This window comes from Streptomyces sp. SCPE 10 (assembly GCF_051980735.1).
Lineage (GTDB): Bacteria > Actinomycetota > Actinomycetes > Streptomycetales > Streptomycetaceae > Streptomyces > Streptomyces misionensis.
Genome location: NZ_CP197069.1, coordinates 6,226,126 through 6,251,017, shown reverse-complemented (window position 1 = coordinate 6,251,017; position 24,892 = coordinate 6,226,126). Strand labels below are relative to the sequence as shown.

Here is a 24,892-nt window from a genome sequence, read left to right as displayed (position 1 = left end):
CCGGACGGGGGGCCCGCACCTGGGCGCCGGTCTCCACGACGCTGATCCTCGGCCGCGACGAGGCGGTTCTCGTCGACCCGCCGCTCACCGCCGCCCAGGCGGACGTCGTCGCGGAGCGGGTGCGGGCCGGCGGCAGGAAGCCGACCTACATCTTCTCCACTCACGCGCACGGCGACCACTGGTTCAGCGCTGCGAGCATCGCCGACCGGTTCCCCGAAGCCCAGGTGGTGGCCACGGCATCGACCATCGAGCAGATGCACCGCGCCGCCCAGACGCGCGCGGGATTCTGGGACCGCATCCTGCCCGGACAGATCCCGGACTCGCCCGTCACCGCAACCGCCGTCGAGGAGCTCGGCAACCGGCTCCTCCTCGAAGGGCACGAGCTGCGTGTCATCGAGGTCGGGCACAGTGACACCGACGACACCAGCGTGCTGCACGTCCCCGATCTCGACCTCGTCGTCGCCGGCGACGTCGTCTACGACGGGGTCCACCAGTACCTCGTCGAATCCCGTGGCGGAGGTCTCGCCGCATGGCGCCACGCCATCGACGTGGTCGAGGCCCTGGGCGCGCGCAACCTCGTCGCAGGCCACAAGAACCGGAACCACGACGACGACGCCGAGCGGCAGATCTTCGGGACCCGTCGCTACCTCGACGACGCCGAGGAACTGCTCAAGGTGGAGCCGACGGCGCAGGGCTTCTACGAGGCCATGGCCCAGCGGTATCCGGACCACCTCAACCGCAGCAGCCTCTGGGGCAGCGCCCAGGCCCTCTACGCAGGCCACAGCTGAGACTCCGCGCGGCTGGACCGGCCGCGGCGCGCGCCTGGAACGACTCCGCTGTTCCGTTGTGCCTCAAGGCCGTGACCTACGACGGGCTGCGGGCCGCCGAGGCCAAGGGCGCGAAGGGCGGGCGTCACCCCGCCGTGGCGGCCGCAAAGACCACCGAGGTGCGCACGGCGCACCTGGAAGGCCGCTCCATCGCCGCCCTCGCCCCCGACCACCGGGTCAGCCGCGGTGCGTCCGGTCCGCCGTCGCCGACTCCGGCCCGAACACACCGCCGAGGGCCAGGGTGACGTCCGGGTGTCAGCTGTTCGTACACCGTGGCGCAGTGGGTGGGCCTTGGTCTCCCCGGCCGTGTCGTCGGCCGTATGAGGATGCCATTGCGGGGTACAACGGCTGTTGGTTCGTGCGGTTGCGCGAACCGGAGCTTGCCCGGGTGAACGGCTGTTCCCCGGCGTGAATGAAGGATCAACAGGTATGGCCAGCGGCACCGTGAAGTGGTTCAACGCAGAGAAGGGCTTCGGCTTCATCCAGCAGGACGGCGGAGGCCCGGACGTCTTCGCGCACTACTCCGAGATCCAGGGCAGCGGGTACCGCGAGCTGACCGAAGGTGAGCACGTCACCTTCGACATCGGCCAGGGCCAGAAGGGCCCGCAGGCGCAGAACATCGTCCGCGGCTGAGCGGACCGGAGACAGCGTGGAGCGAGGCGGCTGTCCGGTCCGGCAGCCGCCTCCCTCATGCACGGTCCGTACGAAGGCGGCGGGACGGCCCGGTCCCGCGTGCGCGCTGCCCGACACGAGGCGGTCATGCAGCCGCCGCACGGCAGATCCGGCAGCCGTCGGGAAACGGCCTCATGAGCGGCCGGTCTCCCCAGCCTCCGTCGACCTGCTCGGCGACTCGACGGTGCGGCTGCTGCCGTACGAGTGACCGCAGCCGGGGCTCCGCGCGGCTGAGCCGTGAGCAGTCGACCGCCTCGAAGTCCGGGACGTCTGAGGAAGAGATGTCGGGGCGGGACCGGTGCCACCGGGCAGGGTGCCGCCGGCGTCCGGCACGGTCCCGGGCGACGGCCACACCCGGTGTTCGGAGAAGAGGTGCTCCAGCGCTTCCCTGCGCCCCGTGTACGGCCAGCTCATGGTGCTGGTGCCCGCCAGCCGCAGCAGGTCGAAGGCCACGAAGTGGGCGGGCCGCGCTTCGGCGAGCCGGGCCGCGCCGGCACCGCGCCGTTTCGCCTGTTCCTGGAGCCGCTCGAACGCGAGCCGCCCGGGTCTCCCACACCACCAGCTCCCCGTCCAGCGCGGTGGTGTCCGGCAGCTGGGCTCTGGCGTGGCGCACCCCCGGTGTGTGATTCGGGCAGGTGGGTTACTTGCCGATGGCGTCGAGTTCGGCGACCGCGTCGGCGGGGAGGGTCAGCTGGGCGGCGGCGATGTTCTCTCGGAGGTGCGTCACTGAGGAGGTGCCGGGAATGAGGACCATGGAGGCGGAGCGCTGCAGCAGCCACGCCAGGGCGATCTGCTGCTGGGACGCGCCCAGACGCTCGGCGATGGTGGCGAGTTCCTGTGACTGCAGGGGGTTGAAGCCGCCGAGGGGGAAGAAGGCGGCGTAGGCGATGTTCTCTGCGGCGCAGCGGTCGACCAGGGCGTCGTCGGCGCGGTTGGCCAGGTTGTAGAGGTTTTGCACGGTGACGACCGGGGCGATGCTCTGGGCTTCGGTGAGCTGGGCGTCGGTCACGCCGCTCAGGCCGAGGTGGCGGATCAGTCCCTGGTCGCGAAGTTCGGCCAGGGCGCCGAACTGTTCGGCCAGGGAGTCGGTGGAGCCGGCCTCGAGTGCGGCGGTGCGGAGGTTCACCACGTCCAGGGTCTCCAGGCCCAGGTGCTGGAGGTTTTCGTGGACCTGTGCCTTGAGGTCGGCGGGGTCGAGGGACGGGGTCCAGGCGCCCTTGTCGTCGCGGCGGGCCCCGACCTTGGTCACGATGTGCAGGTCGGCCGGGTAGGGGTGCAGGGCTTCCTTGATCAGTTCGTTGACGACCGCGGGGCCGTAGAAGTCGCTGGTGTCGATGTGGGTCAGGCCCGCGTCGACCGCCGCGCGCAGAACGGCGATGGCCTGGCTCTTGTCCTTGGGCGGGCCGAAGACGCCGGGGCCGGCCAGTTGCATGGCGCCGTAGCCCATCCGGGTGATGGTCAGGTCGTCGGCCAGGTGAAGTTTCTGGAGCTTGGGGGTGGTCATGGGGCGGTCCTCTCAACGATAGGTAACTAACTGGTTAGATACAACCTAGCGGCAACGACCAAGTAAGTCAAAAGTTAGTTACATCGCTTAGGGTGGGCTCATGGGCACGAACGAGAAGGCCGCGCCGGCCCGTAGGCCGAGGGACTCCGCCGCGACCAAGGAACTACTGCTTGACGCCGCCACCACCGAGTTCGCGGACTTCGGTCTGGCAGGGGCCCGGATCGACCGCATCGCGGAACGGGCCGGCGCCAACAAGCGACTGCTCTATGTCTACTTCGGGGACAAGGACCAGTTGTTCGAGGCCGTCCTGCAACGGCAGATCAGCAAGCTGGCCCGGGAGACACCACTGGTGGAAGGCGACCTGGTCGCCTACGCCGCAGCACGTTTCGATTTCATGCTCGCCCACCCGGAAACCGCGCGCCTGGCGGCCTGGATCCGCTTCGAACGTCGCGACCACTGGAGCCAGAAAGAGGTCGACAGCTACCAGACCAAGGTCGAGACCGTCGCCGCCGCCCAGCGAGACGGCCGTCTCTGCGACGACATCCCCGCAGTAGACCTCTTCGCGATGGTGCTGCGCCTCACCGAAAGCTGGCTGGACGCGCCCCCTGCCCTGGCCGCCACCACCGGGACCGACCCGTTCTCCGCCCGGCGGCTCGCCGAACACCGCGCCGCTCTCCTGGACGCGGTACGCCGCATCGCCGCCCCCGCACCACCGGCCAGCCGAACAACACAGACGTGTCATGAAGGGCACAAGGCGTGACCCTCACAGCCGGGGACTTGACAGGACACGCTTGGCATCGGAGCCCGGCAGCAGCGGCGGGACCGTGTCATAGAGAACAAAACAGCCCCGAACGAACGGTGCAGCCCGGGTAGTCGGGGTTGCCGAGCGCACCCGACGTCATCGGCCCGGTCCCGCCCGGCGACCTCGGCCGCAGGGCTCAGCGCTTCTACAGCACCCGCGATAACGTCCTGTGGAGTTGCCCCGTACTCAGGCGGGCACACCGGTGAGCTTCTCGACGAAGCTGATGAGCTTGGCGTCCAGTGCGGCCGCAGCCTGGTGCAGTTTCGGGTTTTCGGTGAATCCCATCGTCGAGGAGGGCAGGTCGTAAGTGACGCAGCCGTGTCCGTCGGCGTCTTCGTAGACGAGGATCGAGAGCGGGACCTGGAGGCCGGCACGCGTGTCGTGCCGCAAGATCGTCTCGGCGACGACCGGGTTCCCGTAAACGTATTTCTTGGCCTTGACGGGAGTTCCGTAGAATCCCAGCCAACGGCCGTGGTCCATGGAGAAAGCACGCCCGAAACCGCTCGGCCCCATCAGGTCTTCCAGTGACTCTTCCCACTCCTGCGCCGTGCCGGCGGCGCTGAGAGCCTGGGCCACCAGACCCATCTCACCTTCGCCCGTGAGGTTCTCGAACTCGGCTACCAGCTCTTCATAGGTTTTTTCGCTGACGTGCTGGCGATTCTCGACGGAATACGTGGTTTTCACGACCCTCTCCTCGGCGCGATCGGTGAAGCCATCCACACGGCCATGCGGCCGCCGACGGAATTCGAGAACTTTTTCTGGAACTGGGCGTTTCGCCCTGTCCCGAACGATTTCAATAATCTGCGCTTCCTTATCCCAGCACCCGTCCGAGGAAGCCGCGCAGGTAACCCGCGACGACGTCCAGGTGGCTCTCCAGCAGGAAGTGACCGCCGTTGATCAGGTGCACCTCCGCGTCCTTGGCGTCGCGGGCGAAGGCCAGCGCTCCGGCCGGGCCGAAGATCTCGTCGTTGCGGCCCCATACGGCGAGCACCGGCACCTCGCTGGTGCGCAGGAATTCGTGCAGCTGCGGGTAGAGCGGGCGGTTGTTCTGGTAGTCGCGGAACAGCGCCAGCTGGACCTCGTCGTTGCCCTCGCGGGAGACCCGGGCGAAGTCGTGCTCCCAGGTGTCCGGGCTGACCAGGCTCGGGTCGGGCACGCCATGCACGTACTGCCAGCGGATGGCGTCGAGGCTCAGCGCGGCGCGGACGGCGGGTTCGGTGTCGGGGCCGGGGTTCGCCCCGTAGGCCCAGACGTCGGTCCAGAACGACTCGACGAAACCGTCCTCGTAGCCGTTGCCGTTCTGGGTGACGACGGCGGAGATCCGCTCGGGGTGCTTGAGGGCGAGGCGCCATCCGATGGGGGCGCCGTAGTCCTGGACGTAGAGGGCGTAGCGGTCCAGGCCGAGCTGGTCGAGGAGGTGGGAGGTGAGTTCGGCGAGGGCGTCGAAGGTGTAGGTGAACTCTTCCAGTAGAGGGGCGGCCGAGTGACCGAAGCCGAGGTGGTCCGGTGCGATGACGTGGTAGCGGTCGGCCAGCAGCGGGATGAGCTCGCGGAACATGAAGGAGCTGGTGGGGAAACCGTGCAGCAGGACGATCACGGGGGCGTCGGTGGGGCCGGCTTCGCGGTAGAAGATCTCATGACCGTCGACGGTGGCGGTCCGGTGGTGCACCGAGTTCATTTCTAACTCCTTTGGCCGCGTTATCTGGTTAGGTACGTGCCATGCAAGCACCCTTGGGCTAACCTGTCAAACGGCTCGATTTGGTTAGAAGGGGAGTGGTATCCGATGGACGCGCTACTGGACCTGCTCAACAGCAGGCCACTGGTCAACGGCGAGGAACGGGACGCGCTGGGTGACCCGGCCGAAGGCAGGCGCTGGGCGCGGGAGCACGGCGGTGAGGGCAGCCTCGCGGAACTCGAGCTGCTGCGCGAGGCGCGGGACACCCTGCAGGACATAGTGCGCGGAGAAAGCTCGCTCGTCGCGTTGAGCCCGCTGCTCGAAGGGGTCCACCAGACTCCGGAGATCACTTCGGACGGCCTCCAGTGGACCGTCAGGACTCCCCCGCACGCCCGGCTGGCCGTGGAGATGGTCCTCGCCTGGGCCGCCACCGAAAAGCAACTCCCCGGCCGGCTGCGCCCCTGCGCCAACAGCGAGTGCCGGCTGTTCCTGCTCGACCGTAGCCGTGCCAACCGCGCCCGCTGGTGCTCGATGGCTGTCTGCGGCAACCGCGCAAAAGCACGCCGCCACTACGAACGCACCCGCTGACCCGCGCCCCACGGGGCCGGCGGTCTCGTGAACGGTGCCTGCGCGTGAGCACGCGGGGCCGCTGATGAGGCCGTTCTCGACGGCCTCGTGTGCGAGGACGGGTTACCTGCTGGACGCAGTGTGCGGCGGCTCGCTCATCAGCACCAACGATCTACGGGGCGAGGGCACCCTGCCCCGTACCTGCCTATGCGACCAAGGAACCGAAACCTCTCGGACTGACTCACACCCGTCCGGCCTGAGTGTCTGACGCCCGCGACATCAACGGAACATTCGCACGACGACGCCCAGACCGGCAGGCGTGAATACCTCACCAGGGCAGCCGACCGTCCTCGTTGAAGAAGCCGCCGCTGGGGCCGTCCGCGGGCAGCGTGGCCAGAGTCACCACCACGCGCGCTCCCTCCGCCGCGGTACGGGGTCCGGAGTGGCCGTTGAGGTCGGTGGCGATGTATCCCGGGGTGGCGGCGTTGACCTTCAGGTGCTGCCACTCCGGGTGCCGGGCGAAGGCCAGCGCGTATTGGAGTGTGACCATGTTGACGGCCGTCTTCGACGACGCGTACGCCAGGGTGTAGTCGGCGGCCAGGGACGAGCCCGGCTCCTCGACGAGACCCAGCGAGGAGGTGGTGGAGGTCACGTTCACGATGCGCGGCGCCGACGCCTCACGCAGGAGCGGCAGCAGCGCCGCGGTCACCGAGACCAGCCCGAACACGTTGGTCTCGTAGACGCGGCGCAGGGTGTCGGCGTCGTGCGCGAAGGGGTCGTAGCGCAGCATGATGCCCGCGTTGTTCACCAGTACGTCGAGTCCTCCGGTCTGCCGCCGGATCCGCTCGGCGAGCGTCGTCACCTGCTCGGGGCAGGTGACGTCCAGCTCCACCGGCCGCACGTCCAGCCCCTCGCCACGCAAATCGCCGGCCGCCCGCTCCCCGCGCCCGGAGTCCCGGGAGGCCAGCAACACGGTCGCACCTGTTCGAGCCAGTGCCCGGCATGTCTCCAGCCCGAGGCCCTTGTTGCCTCCGGTGACGAGGGCGATCCGGCGGGCCGCTGCACGGTCGCCGGTCTTGGCAGCGGTCTCGGCGGTGAGGTCGTTCACAGTTCGGTCTTCTCTCTCGTGCGGAATGCCTCCCCCAACCGTCTCCTAGCCTGGGTACATGAGCGTGATGCACCCCATCGGTGACTTCCTGCGGGCCCGTCGCGCGCGGGGTGCAGCCCGAGGACGTGGGCCTGCCGCGGACGTCCCACCGGCGTGTGGCCGGGCTGCGGCGCGAGGAACTCGCCCTGCTGGCGGGTGTCAGCGTCGACTACTACGAGCGGCTGGAGCGTGGCCGGGACCGGCACCCCTCGGAACAGGTGCTGCGGGCACTGGCACGGGTGCTGATGCTCGACGACGACGAACACGAGCACCTGATGTCCCTGGCCGGCCACCGCCCGGCCGCACCCTCCGGGCCCGGTGCCGAGGAGCGGACAGCACCGGGCGTCGCCGCGCTGATCTCATCCTGGCCGCTCACCCCCGCGTTCGTCTGGGGGCGCAGGATGGACGTCCTCGCCGCGAACCATCTGGCGGTCGCGCTCTCCCCCATGTTCCGGCCGGGCAGCAACCTCGCCCGCGCCTTCTTCCTCGACCCTGAGGCCCGCGGCCTCTACCCGCAGTGGCCGGACATGGCGCCTCGGGTGGCGGCGCTGCTGCGAAGGCTGACCACGGTCTCGGCCCCGGACACCGTGCTGGACGAGCTCGTCGGCGAACTCCTCCTCGACAGTGCGGAGTTCGCCCGGCTGTGGGCACGGCACGAGGTACGGCGCAAGGTCGGAGGCCCCAAGCTGTTCCGTCATCCCGCGGTGGGTGACCTCCGTCTGCACCGTGAGGCTCTCGAGGTACCGGGCAGTGGCCAAACCCTGATCGCCTATCACGCTTCTCCCGGCAGCGAGGCGGAACGAAGCCTGACTCTGCTTGCCTCGGCGGGCACTCGCGATGCGTCGGATCTCCCCGACGCATGACCGGACCAACGAGCGATCAATCAGAAGGTCGCACAATCCACCGGAGAGAACCTACCCCCCTGCCCCCGCGAGCGTGTGCAGGACATCCGCGACCGGAGTGGGATCCAGCGGGCCGACGTGTGACGCCCCGGGGAAATCGTGCACGCGGAAGCGGTTGCCGGGTGTGGACGCGTCGGCTTCCGCGATCATTCTGTCCTGGAGCGCGGTGGCGATCGTACGGTCCCTGCCGAAACGCAGGTACGTGCGGGGAATGCGCCCCCAGGTGCCGGCCCGGCCGACCGCTCGGCCCGCATAGGCGGCGACGGGCTCGTCGGTCTGCATGCCGGCCAGTATCCGGCGGAAGTCGGCGTCGGGGTAGTCCGCGCAGATCATCTCCTTCAGGAGGGCCAACTCACCGCTGACACCCGTACGGAAGTTCAGCCGCAACACCCCGAGCCGGTCCGGGTCCCCCACCGTCAGCTCCACCGGGCTGACGGCGTTCGCGTTCTCGGGTGCCGCCGTGCAGGCGTCCGCCGTGGGCAGGACGCGGCTGGGGCAGAAGGCCGCCATGTAGCAGATGTGGTGAAGCAGGTGCGGGACGGCGTCGGCGACACGGCTGACCGACACGCCACCCAGGCTGTGCCCGACCAGCACCACCGGGCCGTTCCGCGCGGCCTGCCGCACGATGCCGGTGACGCGCGCCTCGTAGTCGTCCAGCCCGAGGCCCTTCAGCGGGGAGGGCTCGACCGCCATCGCCGCGAGGTCCTGCCGCTGGTACGACTCCGCCACGAAAGCCTCCGCGCCGTGCCGCGGCTGGTCCACCATGACGACGCGGTGGCCGCGCAGCACCAGTTGCCGCGCGATCGGCATCCAGAACGCGCCGGCGCTGTGGGTTCCGTGCACCAGCACATACGTTGCGAGCCCGCGACGCGGCGCCGCCTGGGCCGGCGAGGTTCCGGGCCCGGTGGCCAGCGCCATGCCGCCCACCGCGAGTCCCAGCCCACGCAGCGCCGTCCGCCGGGTGGCACCTTTTCGTGCTTCGTCCGTGTCATCCATCATGAACACAACGCTATGAACGGCCCGTTCGGCCCACCAGCGGTCCAGCACCCCCTTCGGGGTGGACCCAGAACCACCCTGCCGTGCCGCCCGCGGGTCGGCTCGACGATCATCGCGGATCCGGCGCTGTCCCGCCCGGCCCGGTCGGCCCGGTCGGCCGCGGAGTGTTCCGTGTTCATGCCGCGGCTCCGTCGGTGTGGACCGGCTGCTCCATGGCTTCCCGGCGGCCCCGGCCGGGGTGATCGCGTGGGCCCGCTCCGTGCCACACAGTCGCCGGCGCGTCGAAGAGCGGCGGGGGGCGTGCCTGCGCGCCCAGCGGATATGCGGCTGTGAACGCAGTGAGACCGGCGCTGGACCGAAGCCGCACCGGAGTACTCCGGTGCGGCTCACGCCGGGTGCAGGCCCCTCCGACAGGGCCCGCCTCGCGCAGGGTTCAGGAGCGCACGAGGGGCGTGTCCACCAGGTGTTCGGCCAGGAACCAGGACTGGAGCTCGCCGGTCCTGATCACCTGGGAGACGAGGAGGTCGTTGGTGCCGTCGTCGCCCAGCTCGGCGGTGCGCGCGGCGGCGTCGTGGGCCTCGATGAGGATGGCCTCGTGGGCCTCCAGCAGCCGCGACAGCATCGCCGGGACCTCCTCCACGCCGTCCGGGGGCCGCGGGATCGAGGTGATCTCCGCGACGTGCCGGGGGTCGCCCACGGCGACGCCGCCGAGCGACTGGACGCGTTCGGCGAGGGTGTCGATCAGCTCCAGCTGCTCACCCGCGTGCTTGTCCAGCACCAGGTGCAGCTGGTAGAAGGTCGCGCCCCGCATCAGCCAGTGGTGCTTCTTGTAGAGGCCGTACAGGATCTGCGTGTCCGCCAGGACCTTGTTCAGACGCTGGCAGGAGTACATCCGGGCCTCGTAGGAAAGCCCGAGCGGAAACTGCTTGACGGTCCCGAAGTCCTGGATCACCTCGCCCTTCTGGTGCAGCCACGGCTGGCTGCCGCTCACGTGATGAGAGCTGGTGGTCATGTCTTCCGCCTCCTGCGGTGCCGTGCTGTGCGTACCCTGCTGACGCTATGCGGCCCCACGGCCCCGGCTTGCCCGGCAGCGCACACGCCGGTGCCCGTCAGCGCACGGCGCTCCCCCGGTACGCCGCCGGCACACGCGCGAAGGCCGCGCGAGCCCCCGAGGGGGTCCGCGCGGCCTTCCGGGGCGACCGGGTGGGGCGCCGCGTCGCGGATCAGGCGTGCAGGGCGGAGTGGAGGACGAAGGCCGCCTGCTTGATGGCCGCGTCGGCGGCGTTGGTCTCGCGCAGGGCGTTGAGCATCACGAAGTCGTGGATCACGCCGGAGTAGCGCACGGCGGTGACGGGCACCCCGGCCCGGCGGAGCTTGCCCGCGTAGGCCTCGCCCTCGTCGCGCAGCACGTCGGCCTCGGCGGTGATGACCAGGGCCGGGGGCAGACCGGTGAGCTGCTCGGTGGTGGCGCGCAGCGGGGAGGCGGTGATCTGCGCCCGCTCCGCCTCGTCCGTCGTGTACTGGTCCCAGAACCACTGCATGCCGTCGCGGCGCAGGAAGTAGCCGGTCGCGAACTGGTGGTAGGAGCCGGTGTCGAAGCTCGCGTCGGTGACCGGGTAGAACAGCACCTGCTGCACCAGGGCGACATCCCCGCGCTCCTTGGCCATGAGCGTCAGTGCCGCGCTCATGTTGCCGCCGACGGAGTCACCGGCCACGGCCAGCCGGGCACCGTCCAGGCCCTTGGTCCCGCCCTGCCGGACGATCCACTGGGCGACCGCGTAGTTCTGCTCGATGGCGACGGGGTAGCGGGCCTCGGGAGACAGGTCGTACTCCGGGAAGACGACGGCCGCGTTCGCGCCCACGGCGAGTTCCCGGACCAGGCGGTCGTGGGTGTGGGCGTTGCCGAAGACCCAGCCGGCGCCGTGGATGTACAGCACCACCGGCAGGGTGCCCTCGGCGCCGGCCGGCTTGACGATCCGGGCGCGGACGCTGCCGGTCGGACCGCCCTCGACGGTGATCCACTCCTCGTCCACCGCGGGCTTGGCGATGTCGCCGGACTGCACCTCGTCGACGGCCTTGCGGCCCTCGGCCGGGGCCAGGTCGAACAGGTAGGGCGGGTTGGCGGTCGCCTCGGCGAACGCGGCCGCGGCCGGCTCCAGGACCGGCTCGACCGGCTCGTAGACGTAGGACATGGGGAACTCCTGATTCAGGTGTGCGCCGGTGTCTCCGGCGACGCGGGCCGCCCCGGTGCGCAGATCCGCCGGGCCGTGCTCCCCCCACGCTAGGACCGCGAAACGGGCCGCCGTTGCCCCTGCGCGCACCGGTCCTGATCCCACCGCGCACGGTCCCGATCCGCCGTGCGCTCACGGGCAAACGCCGGTGCGCTGACCAGAAACCGGGCCGGTGCGGCCGGTCTTAGCGTGCTCGGCGAAGCAGCCGCGGCACGGCCCCTCGTGCACCTTGCCGGTTCCCAGGCGGACTCGGACGCGGCCCGGTCCCCATCCCACGCTGTGCGCCCCGCAGGAGGTTGTCGAAAGGTGTCCACGATGCCGGTCGGCGGGCTGATCCCCCGCGCCACCGACGACGCGGCGGACCTGATCGTCCGCAACGCCAAGATCCATACCGGTGATCCCCGCCTCCCGCAGGCCGAGGCGATCGCCATCCGCGACGGTGTCGTCACCACCGTCGGCGGCGACAAGGACGTGGCCGACCAGGTCGGGCCCGCCACGAGGGTGATCGACGCGCTCGGGCGCAGGGTGATCCCCGGTCTCAACGACGCCCATCTGCACGTGATCCGCGGCGGCCTCAACTACGTGCTGGAGCTGCGCTGGGACGGCGTCCGCTCCCTGCGCCAGGGCCTGGCCATGCTGCGCGAGCAGGCGGCCCGCACGCCCAAGGGCCAGTGGGTGCGCGTGGTCGGCGGCTGGTCGGCCGAGCAGTTCGCCGAACGGCGGCTGCCCACCGTCGCCGAGCTGAACGCCGCCGCACCGGACACCCCGGTCTTCGTCCTGCATCTGTACCAGGCCGCGATCCTCAACCGCGCGGCCCTCAAGGCGGTGGGCTACGGCAAGGACACCCCCGACCCGCGCGGCGGGCAGATCGTGCGCGGCCGCACCGGTGAACCCACGGGCATGCTGCTGGCGGCGCCCAGCGCCCTGATCCTCTACTCGACGCTGGCCAAGGCGCCGGTGCTGGACGATGAGCACCGCAAGGCGTCGACCCGTCACTTCCTGCGGGAGCTGAACCGGTTCGGGCTCACCTCGGCGATCGACGCGGCCGGCGGGTTCCAGAACTTCCCGGAGAACTACGAGACGGTCACGGAACTCGCCCGGGACGGCGAGCTGTCGCTGCGCATCGCCTACCACCTGTTCCCGCAGACCGCGGGCCAGGAGATCGACGACCTCACCCGCTGGATCGCCATGGTCCGCCCCGAGGACGGCGACGAGTGGCTCCGGCTCAACGGCGCCGGCGAGAACCTCACCTGGGCGGCGGCGGACTTCGAGAACTTCGCCGAGCCGCGCCCCGAGCACGCCCCGGACTACGAGGTGGAGTTCGAGAAGGCCGTGCGTCTCCTCATGGAGAACGACTGGGGCTTTCGTCTGCACGCCACCTACGACGAGACGATCCGCCGCGACCTCGCGGTGTTCGAGAAGCTCGCCGCGGAGGGGCTCTTCCCCGGCCCGAACCGCTGGCTGTTCGACCACGCGGAGACCGTGTCGGCCGACAGCCTCGACCGCGTCGTCGCCCTCGGCGGCGCCATGTCGGTGCAGAACCGGCTGTCGTTCCAGGGCGAGGCGTTCGTCCGCAGGTACGGCATCGGGGCCGCCGCGGACGCCCCGCCGATCCGTGCGATGCTCGGCCGGGGCCTGACCGTGGCCGCCGGGACCGACGCCACCCGCGTCTCCTCGTACAACCCGTGGATCGCGCTGCACTGGCTGGTCACCGGCCGCACCGTCGGCGACCTGACCATCCACCCGCCGCACAACCGGGTCGACCGGGAGACGGCGCTGGAGATGTTCACCACGGCCGGTGCCGCGCTCACCGGCGAGCAGGACCGCAAGGGCGTGCTGCGTCCCGGCTTCCTCGGTGACCTCAGCGTGCTGTCGGAGGACTACTTCGCGGTCACGGACCCGGAGATCCCGCACATCGAAGCCCTGTTGACGGTCGTCGGCGGCCGGGTCGTCTACGGCGCCCGCGAGTACGAGGGCATGGACGAGGAGATGCCTCCGGTGACACCCGAGTGGAGCCCGGTGGCGCACTTCGGCGGCTACCAGGCGGGCCCGCCCGCGGGCAGGTCGGGTGTGCGCCAGGCCGAACTGCTCGGCGAGGCCGCCGCCGAGTCGGAGCTGCACCGCCAGTGGCGTGCCCGCCGCGGCCTCGCGCCCGAGCAGGACACCCCGGTCTTCGACCCCTGCTTCTCCCTCTGAGCCGGTCGCGCCGAGCCGGTCGCGTCCGCCGCGATCCGACCCCAGGACTTTCCCTCCCCCGGTCCCGGACGACCGTCCGCGACCGCTGCAACCCAGCTATGAAAGGCATACTCATGGTCAACATCGCCGACGTCACCGCCGCTCCCGGCCCGGACCTGCTGACTCCCGACAACTGCGCGGTGCTGTTCGTGGACCACCAGCCGCAGATGTTCTTCGGCACGGGCAGCGGCGACCGCACCGCCATCATCAACGCGACCGTGGGCCTGGCCAAGGCCGCCAAGGTCTTCGACGTGCCGGTCGTCCTGAGCACGGTGGCCGCCGAGTCCTTCTCCGGCCCGCTCATGCCGCAGCTCGCGGACGTCTACCCCGACCAGAAGATCGTCGACCGCACCACGATGAACGCCTGGGAGGACCCCGCCTTCGTCGAGGCCGTCAAGGCGACCGGTCGCAAGAAGCTGGTCATCGCCGGTCTGTGGACCGAGGTCTGCGTGGTGCTGCCCGCCCTGTCGGCGCTCGCCCAGGGCTACGAGGTCTACGTCGTCACCGACGCCTCGGGCGGTGTCAGCCCGCAGGCGCACGAGCACGCCGTCCAGCGGATGGTCCAGGCCGGGGTGGTGCCGGTGACCTGGGTGCAGGTGCTGCTCGAACTCCAGCGCGACTGGGCGCGCGCGGAGACGTACCTGCCGGTCATGGACGTCGTGAAGGAGCACGGCGGCACCTACGGCCTGGGCGTCGTCTACGCGCAGGCCGTCATCGGCGAGCACGCCGCCGGCTGACACCCATCCCACGGTTGACGACGGACGTCAGGAACAGGCAGAGAACGCAATGGACAGCGGACTGTTGGTGCTCCGGCTGGTGGTGGGAATCCTCATCGCCGGACACGGGGTGCAGAAGGTCAGTTTCCGGCTGGGCGGCAACGGGCTGGCCGGGGGAACCGAGGAGTTCCGCCGCGACGGCTTCCGCGGCGGGCGGCTCACCGCCCTCGTGGCGGGCGGCAGCCAGATCGGTGCCGGCCTGTTCCTGGCGGCCGGCCTCCTCACCCCCCTGGCGGCGATGGCCGCCATGGGCGTGATGACGGTGGCCGGCACCGTCAAGTGGCACAAGGGACTGTGGGTGCAGAACGACGGTTACGAGTACCCGCTGGTCCTCGTCACCGTCGCCGCGGTCCTCGCGCTCACCGGGGCGGGCCGCTGGTCGCTGGACCGCCTCCTCGGGGCGGCTTCCTGGCCGCTGTGGACCTCCCTGGCGGCGATCGTCGTCGGCCCGGCCAGCGGGCTGCTCACCCGCGCCGTGCTGGGTCACGCGCCCGCCGCCGCCCCCGTCGCGGACGGGAGGTGACGGCATGCGCGGACTGCTGACCGACGCCGCCCGCACCCTGGTCCCGCCGAAGGGCGACCGGCACGGGCCGCTGCCCCCGCTGATGCTGGGACTGACCGTGGTGACCGGTCTGATCGACGCCGTCACCTATCTGGCGCTCGGGCACGTCTTCGTCGCCAACATGACCGGCAACGTCGTCTTCCTGGGCTTCGCCCTGGCGGGCGCGCCGGGCCTGTCCGCGCCCGCGTCCCTGGTGTCGATGGCCTCGTTCCTCGCCGGAGCGCTGGCGGGAGGGCGCTTCGCCACCCGCTACGCGGCGCACCGCGGGCGGATGCTGACCGCGGCCACCGCGGTCCAGACGGTCCTGGTCGCCGGCGCGGTGCTCGCCGTCGCGCTCGGCCACGACGAGGTCACCGGGCCGGTGAAGTACGCCCTCGTCGTGCTGCTGGGCATCGCCATGGGGCTCCAGAACGCCGTCGCGCGGCGCCTGGGCGTCCCGGACCTGACCACGACCGTGCTGACGCTGACCCTGACCGGGCTGGCCGCCGACTCCGTCCCGGCCGGCGGGGCGGCCCCCCGGCCCGGCCGGCGGATCCTGTCCGTCCTGGCCATGTTCCTGGGGGCCCTGGTGGGCGCCCTGCTCCTGCGGCACGCCTCGCTGCTGCTCGTGGTGGCGCTCGCCTTGGTGCTGCTCGCGGCGGCGCTGGTCGCCGTCCGCCGCCACTGGTCCTCGGACGCCGACTGGACGAGGCCGCAGTCGTGAAGCGGGCAGCGGACTCGGCCTGGGCGCCGCTCGCGGCGCGCGTCTTCCGCGCGCTGTGGATCGCGCAGTTGGTGTCCAACACCGGCAGCTGGATGCAGACGGTCGGCGCCCAGTGGCTGCTCGTCGGGCACGGCGCCGCCCTGGTGACGCTGGTGCAGACCGCGTCCAGCCTGCCGGTCGTCCTGCTCGCGCTGCCGTCCGGTGTGCTGGCCGACCGCCACGACCGCCGGAAGGTGCTGCTCGCGGCCCAGTTCGCCATGCTCGCCGTCTCCGCCGTGCTCACGGTGCTCGCCTTCCGGGGGGCGCTCGCGCCCGGCCCGCTGCTCGCCCTCACCTTCCTGCTGGGCTGCGGTACGGCGCTGATGGGTCCGGCCTGGCAGGCGATCCAGCCGGAACTCGTGGCGCGCGAGCAGCTGGGGCAGGCGGCCGCGCTGGGCGCCGTGAACATGAACCTCGCCCGTGCCGTCGGCCCGGCCCTCGGCGGCGCGGTGGTCGCCGCCGCGGGCGCGGGCTGGGTCTTCGCCTTCAACGCCCTGTCGTACCTGGGCATCGCGGGAGTGCTGCTGCTGTGGCGGCGGCCGGCGGCGCACCGGCCCACCGGGCAGGGCGAAGGGGTCTTCGCGGCCGTGCAGGCCGGCCGCCGCTACGTCCGGCACGCTCCCGGTGTGCGCCGGGTCCTGCTGCGCACGGCCCTGTTCATTCCGGGCGGGGCCGCCCTGTGGTCGCTGCTGCCCCTCGTCGCGAGCCGTTCGCTGGGGCTCGGCTCGGGCGGGTACGGGCTGCTGCTCGGGGTCGTCGGGGCGGGCGCGGTCGGCGGTGCCTTCGCGCTTCCCGTGCTCCGGCGCCGGCTGGGTGCCAACGGCACGCTGGCCGCCGGGGCGGTGGTCTTCGCCGCGACGCTGGTGGTGCTGGCCACGACCCGTCTTCCCTGGCTCGCGGCGGCGGCCCTGCTGCCCGCCGGGCTGGCCTGGATCGGCGTGCTGTCCACCCTGAACGCCGCCGTCCAGCAGCGGCTGCCCGGCTGGGTGAGGGGCCGGGGGCTCGCCATCTATCTGGTGGTGTTCCAGGGCGGGCAGGCGTTGACCGCGCCCGCCTGGGGCGCGCTGGCCGACGGGCTGGGACTGACCGTCGCCCTGCTGGCGGGGGCCGGGCTGCTGGTGGCCGGTGCGCTGAGTGTGCGCCGCTGGCCGCTGCACAGCGTGGACGGGATCGATCCGAGCCTCTCCGACCACTGGCCGGTGCCGCCCATGGTGTTCGAACCCGGCCCGGCCGACGGCCCGGTGCTCGTGTCCGTGACGTACCGGGTGGCCCGCGAGAACCGGGCCGCCTTCAGCGACCGCATGCGGCACGTGGCCCGCTCCCGGCGCCGCACCGGCGCCCTGTCCTGGGGTCTCTACCAGGACGGCCGTGATCCGGAGCGGTTCGTCGAGAACTATCTGGTGGCCTCCTGGTCCGAGCACCTGGCCCAGCACCACAGCCGGCTCACGGCCAACGACCGCCGTTTCGAGGAGCGGGCCCGGGCTCTGCTCGTGGCAGGCAGCGTGCCCGAGGTGACCCATGCCTTCGACGCCACGGCCGGTCCCGTGGTCACCGCCGAGGAGCGGGACGCGGGCGAGGCGGGGGTCCCCGGGACGGGGCGTCCAAGCGGTCCCCCGGCCTGAGCCCGGGGGCTGACCGGGAAGCCACGGAAGCCGGGCGGGTGGGGTCCGCCCGGCTTCGAAGGGGCGCGGCGCAACGGCTTGTCCGGGCGCCCGCCCCGTTCGGCTACTCCGTGTTCACCGGGACCGTGGAACGGCGTTCGGCCTCGGTGTACCCGCCCCACACACCGTAGGTCTGCCGGGACGTCAGGGCGAAGCGACCGCAGGGGCCGCTCACCGGGCAGCTGCCGCAGATCTCCCGCGCCGCCTCCTCGCGGCGCCGGCGGGCCCGGCCGCGTTCGCCGGCGGGCGAGAAGAAGACGGCGCTGTCCATGCCCCGGCACGCGGCCTCGGCCTGCCATTCCCATACCCGCAGCAGCGGCTTCGTCCGAGTCCTCATCGACCTCTCCTTCCGTGGGCCCGAGGTGTCACAGCTCCGTGGCGGGGTGCGACGGGGCAGGGCCGGGACGCCGGTCCAGCGCGGCGAGCCGCTGCTCGAACGGCACCGGTTCCAGACTCTGTCCGGCGGGCCGCGGGACCGTGGCGAAACCGCCCATCAGGGCCGCCAGTTCGCCCGCGGCCCGTGCGATCCGGCGGTCGAGTCCCTCGGCTCCCCAGTCCTCGGAGGCGGCGTAGACCCCGGTGGGGACGACGACGGCCTTCAGGTAGGAGAAGAGCGGGCGCAGCGCGTGGTCCAGGACCAGGGAGTGCCGCGCGGTGCCGCCGGTCGCGGCGAGCAGCACTGGCTTCCCGGCCAGGGCGCCCTCGTCGTGCACGCTCAGCGCGTCGAAGAAGGACTTGAACAGCCCGCTGTACGACGCGGAGAACACCGGGGTGACGACGATCAGCCCGTCGGCCTCGGCCACCGCGTCGAAGGCACCGGCCAGGTGCTTCTCGGGGAACCCGTTGGTGAGGTTGTGCGCGATCTCCACCGCGAGGTCGCGCACCTCGATCACCCGGACACCGGCCGGCTGGGGTTCGGGGGCGGTGGCCGCGGGGGCGGCGACCGCGGCCAGCCGGTCGGCGAGCAGCCGGGTGGAGGACGGGACGCTCAGTCCCGCCGACACGACGACGAGCTTCATACGGTGCTCTCCTCCTTCGCGCCCTCGACGCCGTTCGCGTCCTGCGTGTCCTTGGCGTCCTGCGTGTCCTTGGCGTCCTTCGCGGCGAGCAGGGACCGGTGGGTGGGGGCGTCCGGCACGCCGGCCGGGCGGTTCTTCGCGAACTCCGCGCGCAGCACCGGCACGACCTCCTCGCCGAGCATGTCCAGCTGCTCCAGGACGGTCTTCAGCGGCAGCCCCGCGTGGTCCATCAGGAACAGCTGGCGCTGGTAGTCGCCGGCGTACTCCCGGAAGGACAGGGTCCGCTCGATCACCTGCTGCGGGGAACCCACCGTCAGCGGGGTCTGCTCGGTGAACTCCTCCAGCGACGGACCGTGCCCGTACACCGGGGCGTTGTCGAAGTACGGCCGGAACTCGCGCACCGCGTCCTGCGAGTTCCGGCGCATGAACACCTGACCGCCCAGCCCGACGATCGCCTGCTCCGGCGTGCCGTGCCCGTAGTGGGCGTACCGGTTGCGGTACAGCTCGATCATCCGCCGGGTGTGCCCCATGGGCCAGAAGATGTTGTTGTGGAAGAAGCCGTCGCCGTAGTAGGCCGCCTGCTCGGCGATCTCCGGCGAACGGATCGAACCGTGCCACACGAACGGCGCCACCCCGTCCAGCGGGCGCGGCGTCGAGGTGAAGCCCTGCAACGGCGTGCGGAACCTCCCCTCCCAGTCCACGACGTCCTCACGCCACAGCCGGCGCAGCAGCGCGTAGTTCTCCACCGCCAGGTTGATGCCCTCGCGGATGTCCTTGCCGAACCACGGATACACCGGACCGGTGTTGCCCCGGCCCATCATCAGGTCCACCCGCCCGTCCGCCAGATGCTGGAGCATCGCGAAATCCTCCGCGATCTTCACCGGGTCGTTCGTCGTGATCAGCGTGGTCGACGTGGACAGGACCAGCCTCTCGGTGCGCGCGGCTATGTAACCGAGCATCGTGGTCGGCGACGACGGCACGAACGGCGGATTGTGGTGCTCCCCCGTCGCGAACACGTCCAGACCAACCTCCTCCGCCTTCAACGCGATCGCGACCATCGCCTTGATCCGCTCACGCTCGGACGGCACCCGCCCCGTGGTCGGGTCCGGCGTGACATCACCGACCGTGAAGACGCCGAATTGTGTGCTCGGCGTTGTATTTTCCGGGGGCATGGGGATTCCTTTCACCAGGGGAGGAAGGCGGGCGGCACAGGATTCGGCGATACGGAATGGGGCGCCGCCGGCCATGAGAATCGCGGCCCTCTCAGGGCGGTGTCGCGATTCCTTCCCGCGACCCTAAAAAGCGGTGACCAGGGGTCTTGTCGCACAACGCACGGAGTTTTGCCCGGCAAGGCACTTCCGCCCGGCGCGCGGCACACAACCGGCGTCGTACGGGATTCACTGTCCCGGGAGAAACGCCGGACACCGGAGCGCGCGGAACATAACGGCACCCACAGTTTGTTCAGCAGGATGCTCGATGCCCGCAGTACTTGATACACACTCAGAAAAAGGACATAAGCAATGTTCCAGCGCATTCTAGTCGCTGTCGACCCCAGCCCCGCCCGCCACTCCGTCATACGCCTCGCCGGTGACATGGCCCGGCTGACCGGGGCCAAGGTCAGCGTTCTGCACGTCGCCCCGTCCTCGGCCACGCTTGCCGCCGTGGTGCCCCTGGAGGACGACGCGGAGGCCAAGGCCATCCTCGACGAGGCACTCGCCGCGCTGCGTGACGCGGGCGTCGAGGCGGAGGGCACCGTCGCCTTTGGGCTGACGACCCAGATCGCCACCTCCATCTCCGCCGCCGCCGAGGAGTGGCAGGCCGACCTCCTGATCCTCAGCCCCCACCACCGCGGTTCGCTCGAAGCGCTCGTCAACCCCCGCGTCAGCGACAGCGTCGCCCACCACAGCCGTGTCGCCGTGCTCCTGGCGCCCGCGGACGACTCCGCCGAGGCCTGATCCGCGGGTGGCCGCCCGAGCCACCGGACCCGCGACCCGTCGCGAACCGGGCGCGCCCACGACAGCGGGCGCGCCCGGTTCGCGCACGGCCGTCCGCGGGCCACGGCCGGGGCGCGGGCGGTGCGCTACGGGTCGCTGAGCGGTGCACGCAGGGGCAACCGGCTCCCCCGGCGTCTCCTTAGCCTGGCGCGGCCCCGTGAGCGACCATCCGAGGAGCACCATGGCCCGACAGTCCGTAGCCGAGCAGTACGTCGACCTCCTTGCCCGTGCCGGCGTGCGCCGGATGTACGGGGTGGTCGGGGACAGCCTGAACCCCGTCGTCGACGCGGTCAGACGGCACGACCGCCTGGAGTGGATCCAGGTCCGGCACGAGGAGGTCGCGGCCTTCGCCGCCGGTGCCGAAGCCCAGCTGACCGGACGGCTCGCGGCGTGCGCGGGGTCGTGCGGGCCGGGCAACCTGCATCTGATCAACGGTCTGTTCGACGCCCACCGCTCGATGGCACCCGTCCTCGCGCTGGCGGCGCAGATCCCGAGCGGCCAGATCGGCACCGGCTACTTCCAGGAGACCCATCCCGACCGGCTGTTCCAGGAGTGCAGCCACTACTCGGAACTGGTCTCCTCGCCCCGGCAGATGCCCCGGGTGGTGCAGACGGCGATCCAGCACGCGGTCGGCCGGCGCGGTGTGTCGGTGGTGTCGATGCCCGGGGACGTGGCCGGCGAGCACGCCCCGGCCGGCGGGGCGGAACTCCACCTGCCGCTGGACCGGCCGACGGTCCGGCCCGCGGACGGCGAACTGGCCCGGCTGACCGAACTGGTGGACGCCGCCGAGAAGGTGATGGTGTTCTGCGGCCGGGGCGTCGAAGGCGCCCACGCGGAGGTGATGGCGTTCGCCGGGAAGGTGAAGGCCCCCGTGGGCCACGCCCTGCGCGGCAAGGAGCACATCCAGTACGACAACCCGTACGACGTCGGCATGTCCGGCCTGCTGGGCTACGGCGCCGCCCACGAGGCGATGCACGAGTGCGATCTGCTGCTGCTCCTCGGCACGGACTTCCCGTACACGGAGTTCCTGCCGCGCCACGTGCGGACCGTGCAGGTCGACATCCAGCCCGAACGGCTCGGGCGCCGCACGCAGTTGGACTTCGCCGTATGGGGGGACGTGCGCGAGACGCTGCGCTGCCTGACCCCCGCCGTACGGGAGAAGCCGTCGCGCCGGTTCCTCGACCGGATGCTGCGTCACCACGTCCGCGAACTCGAGGGCGCCGTCGGGGCGTACACCCACGACGTCGGCGGACACACCCCGATCCACCCCGAGTACGTGGCGTCCGTGCTGGACGAGGAGGCCGCCGCCGACGCGGTGTTCACCGTGGACACCGGCATGTGCTGTGTGTGGGCGGCCCGTTACCTGACCCCGAACGGCCGGCGCCGCGTCCTCGGCTCCTTCGTGCACGGCTCCATGGCCAACGCGCTGCCCCAGGCGATCGGCGCCCAGTTCCTCGACCGCTCACGGCAGGTCGTGTCCCTCTCGGGCGACGGCGGATTCTCCATGCTGATGGGCGATTTCCTCACGCTCGTGCAGTACGGCCTGCCGGTGAAGGTGGTCGTCTTCAACAACTCCTCGCTGGGCATGGTCGACCTGGAGATGATGGTCGACGGCCTGCCGCCGCACGGCACCGGCTACCCGCACACCGACTTCGCGGCCATCGCCACCGCCGCCGGCGCGCGCGGCATCCGGGTCGAAAAGCCCGCGCAGGTGCGCGAGGCCCTGCGGGAGGCGTTCGCCCACGACGGGCCGGCGCTGGTCGACGTGGTCACCGATCCCAACGCCCTCGCGCTGCCGCCCAGGATCACCACCGAACAGGTCACCGGCTTCGCGCTGTCCGCCGGCCGCACCGTCCTCACGGGCGGCGTCGGACGCATGATCGACCTGGCCCGGGCGAACCTCCGCAACGTCCCACGGCCGTGAGCCGACGACCGCGCGACGGCGTACCCGGGCGGTGCGCACGGACAGTGCGGCACCAGGGCACTGAGCGGCAAAAACCCCTCATCGTTCGCCACTAGGTTTCCCCGCATACCAGCGGCATCTCGCTCGACACCCTCCAGCGCCCCGGCCGGCAGGCCGTTCGGGGCGCCGACCACGACACCAGAAAGCGAGTCCTCCCATGTCTCCTTCGCCCAAGCCGACCGTCGTCCTCGTCCACGGCGCGTTCGCCGACGCCTCCAGCTACGCGCAGGTGATCCCCCGGCTGATCGCCCGCGGCCTGGACGTGGTCGCCCCCGCCGTCCCCAACCGCAGCCTGATCGGCGACGCCGCCTACATCGCCTCGGTCGTCCGCCAGATCCCCGGCCCCGTCGTGCTGGTCGGCCACTCCTACGGCGGCGCCGTCATCACCGTCGCGGGCACCGAGGACAACGTCAAGGCGCTGGTGTACCTGGCCGGTTACGCCCTGGAGAAGGGTGAGAGCCTCGGCGAACTGCAGGGCCGTTTCCCGGACTCCGACCTCGCCGCCGCGCTCGTCTACACGCCGTTCCCCATCGAGGGCTCGACCGAGACCGGCACCGACGTGTCGGTACGGCCCGACAAGTTCCCGGCCATCTTCGCCGCCGACGTCGACCACCGCCTCGCCGAGGTCCTCGCCGTCTCCCAGCGCCCGCTCGCGGCCCAGGCGTTCGCCGACGCGGCCCCGGCCGCCGCCTGGAAGACCAAGCCCTCCTGGGGCCTGGTCGCCTCCTCGGACCACACCATCAACCCGGACGTGGAGCGCTACGGCTACCAGCGGGCCGGCATGACCACCGTCGAGGTCGACTCCTCCCACCTGGTGATGCTCTCCCACCCCGAGCGCGTCGTCGAGCTGATCGAGGAAGCCGTCCGGGCCACCTCCGCCTGAGGCGCCCGCCGCGCCCACGCCCGACCGTCCGGCCGTGCCGAAACGGCCGTCCCCCTCCGCAGAGAGCGAACCATGAACTCACCCGTCTCACGCCGTACCGTGACCGCGTCCCTCCTGGCCGGCGCCGCCGCGCTGGGCACCGCGGGCGCCGCGTTCTCCGTGCCGGCGGCGGCCGCCGACCGGCCGCGCCGACCGCACCGGCGCCCGGACGCACCCACGGTCGTCCTGATCCACGGCGCGTTCGCCGACGCCTCCAGTTGGAGCGGTGTCGTCGAGCGCCTGCTCCGGCAGGGCCACCGCGTCCTGGCACCGGCCCTGCCGCTGCGCGGGCTGGCGAGCGACGCCGCCTACATCCGCAGCGTCCTGGACAGCGTCACCGGCCCGATCGTGCTGGTCGGGCACTCCTACGGCGGCGCGGTCATCAGTCAGGCCGCGGCCGGCGCCCGACAGGTCGAGGCCCTGGTGTACATCGCCGCCTTCGTGCCCGAGGTCGGGGAGAGCGCGCTCCAGCTCACCGACAGGTTCCCCGGCAGCACCCTGGGCCAGGCCACCGTCACCCGGTACTACCCGCTGCCGGACGGCGGACAAGGGGCCGAACTGGTCATCAGGAAGGACCTGTTCCGCGAGCAGTTCGCGGCCGGTGTGCCGGTCGAAACCGCGCACGTCATGGCCGCGGGGCAACGCCCGATCACCCTCGCCGCGCTCCAGGAGCCGGCCACCGCCGCCGCGTGGCGGGACATCCCCAGCTGGTACCTCGTCGCGAGCGAGGACCGCAACATCCCGCCGGCCGCCGAGCGGTGGATGGCCGAGCGCGCCCGCGCCCGCACCGTCACCGTCCGCGCCCCGCACGCCGTGTCGGTGACCGATCCCGGCCCGGTCACCGACCTGATCCTGAGGGCCGTCCGTTCCGTTCGCCCCGGTCACTGAGCCGCTCGGCCCCCGGTCCCGCGGGGCCGGGCGTGGCACCACACCCCTACGAGAGGACAGCTCGATGACACAGCCCGACACGGGCCCGGCGCCGCCGATCCCGGGAAGCGGCATGACGCTGCGACTCCTCGTGCCCGGCCTCTTCCTCGGGTGCGCCGTGCTGAGCGGCTGCACGAGCCGGAGCGACGACGGCGCCGCGGGCGGCAGTCCGCCCGTGGCCGGCTCCGCCTCGCCGACCGGCGGCCCCACCGCCACGGGGCCCGCCGGCGACGGCGCCTCGGGCCCGTCCCCGACCACCTCCCCCGGCACCGGTACGGCGTCGTCGGAGCCCGCCAGGCCGGCGACGGGGCGCCGCTGCCACACCTCCGAGCTGAGGGCCTCCGTCGGCGCCGACCACCCCGGAGCCGGTCAGTCGAACTTCGCCCTCGTCCTGACCAACGCGTCCGACCACGCCTGTACGGTCCGCGGCTTCCCGGGAGTGGCGTTCGTCAACGGCCGGGGCGAGGCGGTCACCCCGGATCCGGAGCGGGCCACCGGCGAGGCGAGGCGGACCGTGACGCTGGCCCCGGGAGCCTCGGCCTGGTCGGCGATGACGTACACCAACCCGGCGCTCACCGGTGTCACCACCGTGACACCGGCGGTCCTGCGCCTCACACCGCCGGACGAGACGGCCTGGATCCCGGTCCGCTGGACCGGTGGCGAGGTCTCCGACACGGGCAAGGCGTCGGTGCCCCGGCTGAGCCCCCTCAGAGCGGGCGACGGCACCTGATCCCGCGATCGGCGCGGCACACACAAGCGGATACGGAA

General features: G+C 71.6%; 26 protein-coding genes. 16 read left to right on the top strand and 10 right to left on the bottom strand.

The genetic code is table 11. From position 1 onward, the window contains the following. Nucleotides 1-41 precede the first annotated feature (41 nt). The 3 genes from ACSP97_RS28670 (at nucleotide 42) to ACSP97_RS28660 (ending at nucleotide 1,460) form a co-directional block, all read left to right on the top strand. The gene (locus ACSP97_RS28670; RefSeq protein ID WP_440558492.1) at nucleotides 42-788 is read left to right on the top strand and encodes an MBL fold metallo-hydrolase; all 747 of its coding nucleotides are present in this window, start codon (nucleotides 42-44) and stop codon (nucleotides 786-788) included. A gap of 71 nt (nucleotides 789-859) precedes the next feature. Then, a complete protein-coding gene (locus ACSP97_RS28665) occupies nucleotides 860-1,072 on the top strand; it encodes a hypothetical protein (RefSeq protein WP_355531582.1) in 213 nt (70 codons plus the stop codon). A gap of 184 nt (nucleotides 1,073-1,256) precedes the next feature. Next, entirely contained in the window at nucleotides 1,257-1,460 is a 204-nt protein-coding gene (locus tag ACSP97_RS28660; protein ID WP_189891972.1) for a cold-shock protein, read from the top strand. Nucleotides 1,461-2,139: 679 nt separating this feature from the next. Here ACSP97_RS28660 and ACSP97_RS28655 read toward each other — a convergent pair. Further along, the gene (locus tag ACSP97_RS28655) at nucleotides 2,140-3,003 is read right to left on the bottom strand and encodes an oxidoreductase (protein ID WP_440554942.1); all 864 of its coding nucleotides are present in this window, start codon (nucleotides 3,001-3,003) and stop codon (nucleotides 2,140-2,142) included. A gap of 100 nt (nucleotides 3,004-3,103) precedes the next feature. Between ACSP97_RS28655 and ACSP97_RS28650 the strand changes: the two genes are divergently transcribed. Then, complete coding sequence (locus ACSP97_RS28650; RefSeq protein ID WP_440554940.1) at nucleotides 3,104-3,763, top strand: TetR family transcriptional regulator; 660 nt, start codon at nucleotides 3,104-3,106, stop codon at nucleotides 3,761-3,763. A 228-nt stretch (nucleotides 3,764-3,991) separates the two neighbouring features. On the opposite strand, the gene ACSP97_RS28645 is transcribed toward ACSP97_RS28650, so the two are convergent. After that, nucleotides 3,992-4,489, bottom strand: a complete 498-nt coding sequence (locus tag ACSP97_RS28645) for a DUF302 domain-containing protein (RefSeq protein ID WP_440554938.1) — start codon at nucleotides 4,487-4,489, stop codon at nucleotides 3,992-3,994. 127 nt (nucleotides 4,490-4,616) lie between these two features. Continuing rightward, complete coding sequence (locus ACSP97_RS28640; RefSeq protein WP_440554936.1) at nucleotides 4,617-5,483, bottom strand: alpha/beta fold hydrolase; 867 nt, start codon at nucleotides 5,481-5,483, stop codon at nucleotides 4,617-4,619. A 105-nt stretch (nucleotides 5,484-5,588) separates the two neighbouring features. On the opposite strand from ACSP97_RS28640, the gene ACSP97_RS28635 reads away from it, so the two are divergent. Continuing rightward, nucleotides 5,589-6,068: a CGNR zinc finger domain-containing protein gene (locus tag ACSP97_RS28635; protein WP_440554934.1), complete on the top strand. Its 480-nt coding sequence runs from the start codon at nucleotides 5,589-5,591 to the stop codon at nucleotides 6,066-6,068. A 307-nt stretch (nucleotides 6,069-6,375) separates the two neighbouring features. Here the strand turns inward: ACSP97_RS28635 and ACSP97_RS28630 are convergent, their stop codons facing one another. Beyond that, nucleotides 6,376-7,155, bottom strand: a complete 780-nt coding sequence (locus ACSP97_RS28630) for an SDR family oxidoreductase (protein WP_440554932.1) — start codon at nucleotides 7,153-7,155, stop codon at nucleotides 6,376-6,378. Nucleotides 7,156-7,235: 80 nt separating this feature from the next. On the opposite strand from ACSP97_RS28630, the gene ACSP97_RS28625 reads away from it, so the two are divergent. Continuing rightward, nucleotides 7,236-8,057, top strand: a complete 822-nt coding sequence (locus ACSP97_RS28625) for a helix-turn-helix transcriptional regulator (RefSeq protein WP_440554930.1) — start codon at nucleotides 7,236-7,238, stop codon at nucleotides 8,055-8,057. A gap of 51 nt (nucleotides 8,058-8,108) precedes the next feature. Here the strand turns inward: ACSP97_RS28625 and ACSP97_RS28620 are convergent, their stop codons facing one another. The 3 genes from ACSP97_RS28620 to ACSP97_RS28610 form a co-directional block, all read right to left on the bottom strand. After that, on the bottom strand, nucleotides 8,109-9,014 hold the full coding sequence (locus ACSP97_RS28620; RefSeq protein WP_382010627.1) for an alpha/beta hydrolase: 906 nt from the start codon (nucleotides 9,012-9,014) through the stop codon (nucleotides 8,109-8,111). A 511-nt stretch (nucleotides 9,015-9,525) separates the two neighbouring features. Further along, nucleotides 9,526-10,104 (bottom strand): Dps family protein, encoded by a 579-nt coding sequence (locus ACSP97_RS28615; protein ID WP_070023456.1) that lies wholly within the window; start codon nucleotides 10,102-10,104, stop codon nucleotides 9,526-9,528. Nucleotides 10,105-10,315: 211 nt separating this feature from the next. Then, nucleotides 10,316-11,284 (bottom strand): alpha/beta hydrolase, encoded by a 969-nt coding sequence (locus ACSP97_RS28610; protein ID WP_355531597.1) that lies wholly within the window; start codon nucleotides 11,282-11,284, stop codon nucleotides 10,316-10,318. Between the two features lie 345 nt (nucleotides 11,285-11,629). Here ACSP97_RS28610 and ACSP97_RS28605 point away from each other — a divergent pair, with 345 nt between their 5' ends. The 5 genes from ACSP97_RS28605 to ACSP97_RS28585 all read left to right on the top strand — a co-directional run bounded on the left by ACSP97_RS28605 (nucleotide 11,630) and on the right by ACSP97_RS28585 (nucleotide 17,260). Further along, entirely contained in the window at nucleotides 11,630-13,519 is a 1,890-nt protein-coding gene (locus tag ACSP97_RS28605; protein ID WP_440554927.1) for an amidohydrolase, read from the top strand. A 113-nt stretch (nucleotides 13,520-13,632) separates the two neighbouring features. Next, nucleotides 13,633-14,295, top strand: coding sequence for a hydrolase (locus ACSP97_RS28600; protein ID WP_355155699.1), 663 nt, complete (start codon nucleotides 13,633-13,635; stop codon nucleotides 14,293-14,295). A gap of 49 nt (nucleotides 14,296-14,344) precedes the next feature. Continuing rightward, a complete protein-coding gene (locus ACSP97_RS28595) occupies nucleotides 14,345-14,857 on the top strand; it encodes a DoxX family protein (RefSeq protein WP_355155684.1) in 513 nt (170 codons plus the stop codon). 4 nt (nucleotides 14,858-14,861) lie between these two features. Continuing rightward, a complete protein-coding gene (locus ACSP97_RS28590; RefSeq protein WP_358294955.1) occupies nucleotides 14,862-15,599 on the top strand; it encodes a YoaK family protein in 738 nt (245 codons plus the stop codon). Continuing rightward, the gene (locus ACSP97_RS28585; RefSeq protein ID WP_440554924.1) at nucleotides 15,596-17,260 is read left to right on the top strand and encodes an MFS transporter; all 1,665 of its coding nucleotides are present in this window, start codon (nucleotides 15,596-15,598) and stop codon (nucleotides 17,258-17,260) included. Before ACSP97_RS28590 ends, ACSP97_RS28585 begins: the two co-directional genes overlap by 4 nt. Before the next feature lie 103 nt (nucleotides 17,261-17,363). Here the strand turns inward: ACSP97_RS28585 and ACSP97_RS28580 are convergent, their stop codons facing one another. Genes ACSP97_RS28580 through ACSP97_RS28570 form a run of 3 tightly spaced genes read right to left on the bottom strand, consistent with a single transcriptional unit; the run spans nucleotide 17,364 to nucleotide 19,490 of the window. After that, nucleotides 17,364-17,636 carry a WhiB family transcriptional regulator gene (locus ACSP97_RS28580; protein WP_355155688.1) on the bottom strand — a complete coding sequence of 91 codons (273 nt, stop codon included), beginning with the start codon at nucleotides 17,634-17,636 and terminating at the stop codon, nucleotides 17,364-17,366. Between the two features lie 28 nt (nucleotides 17,637-17,664). Next, entirely contained in the window at nucleotides 17,665-18,318 is a 654-nt protein-coding gene (locus tag ACSP97_RS28575; RefSeq protein WP_440554921.1) for an FMN reductase, read from the bottom strand. After that, a complete protein-coding gene (locus ACSP97_RS28570) occupies nucleotides 18,315-19,490 on the bottom strand; it encodes an LLM class flavin-dependent oxidoreductase (RefSeq protein WP_440554919.1) in 1,176 nt (391 codons plus the stop codon). Before ACSP97_RS28570 ends, ACSP97_RS28575 begins: the two co-directional genes overlap by 4 nt. A gap of 348 nt (nucleotides 19,491-19,838) precedes the next feature. Here ACSP97_RS28570 and ACSP97_RS28565 point away from each other — a divergent pair, with 348 nt between their 5' ends. The 5 genes from ACSP97_RS28565 (at nucleotide 19,839) to ACSP97_RS28545 (ending at nucleotide 24,854) form a co-directional block, all read left to right on the top strand. After that, complete coding sequence (locus tag ACSP97_RS28565; RefSeq protein ID WP_355155694.1) at nucleotides 19,839-20,273, top strand: universal stress protein; 435 nt, start codon at nucleotides 19,839-19,841, stop codon at nucleotides 20,271-20,273. 220 nt (nucleotides 20,274-20,493) lie between these two features. Next, nucleotides 20,494-22,236 (top strand): pyruvate dehydrogenase, encoded by a 1,743-nt coding sequence (locus ACSP97_RS28560; RefSeq protein ID WP_355155696.1) that lies wholly within the window; start codon nucleotides 20,494-20,496, stop codon nucleotides 22,234-22,236. 196 nt (nucleotides 22,237-22,432) lie between these two features. Next, the gene (locus ACSP97_RS28555; protein ID WP_355153923.1) at nucleotides 22,433-23,158 is read left to right on the top strand and encodes an alpha/beta fold hydrolase; all 726 of its coding nucleotides are present in this window, start codon (nucleotides 22,433-22,435) and stop codon (nucleotides 23,156-23,158) included. A 72-nt stretch (nucleotides 23,159-23,230) separates the two neighbouring features. Further along, nucleotides 23,231-24,085, top strand: a complete 855-nt coding sequence (locus ACSP97_RS28550) for an alpha/beta fold hydrolase (RefSeq protein WP_358275377.1) — start codon at nucleotides 23,231-23,233, stop codon at nucleotides 24,083-24,085. A 112-nt stretch (nucleotides 24,086-24,197) separates the two neighbouring features. Continuing rightward, nucleotides 24,198-24,854: a DUF4232 domain-containing protein gene (locus tag ACSP97_RS28545; RefSeq protein ID WP_358674845.1), complete on the top strand. Its 657-nt coding sequence runs from the start codon at nucleotides 24,198-24,200 to the stop codon at nucleotides 24,852-24,854. Nucleotides 24,855-24,892 lie beyond the last annotated feature (38 nt).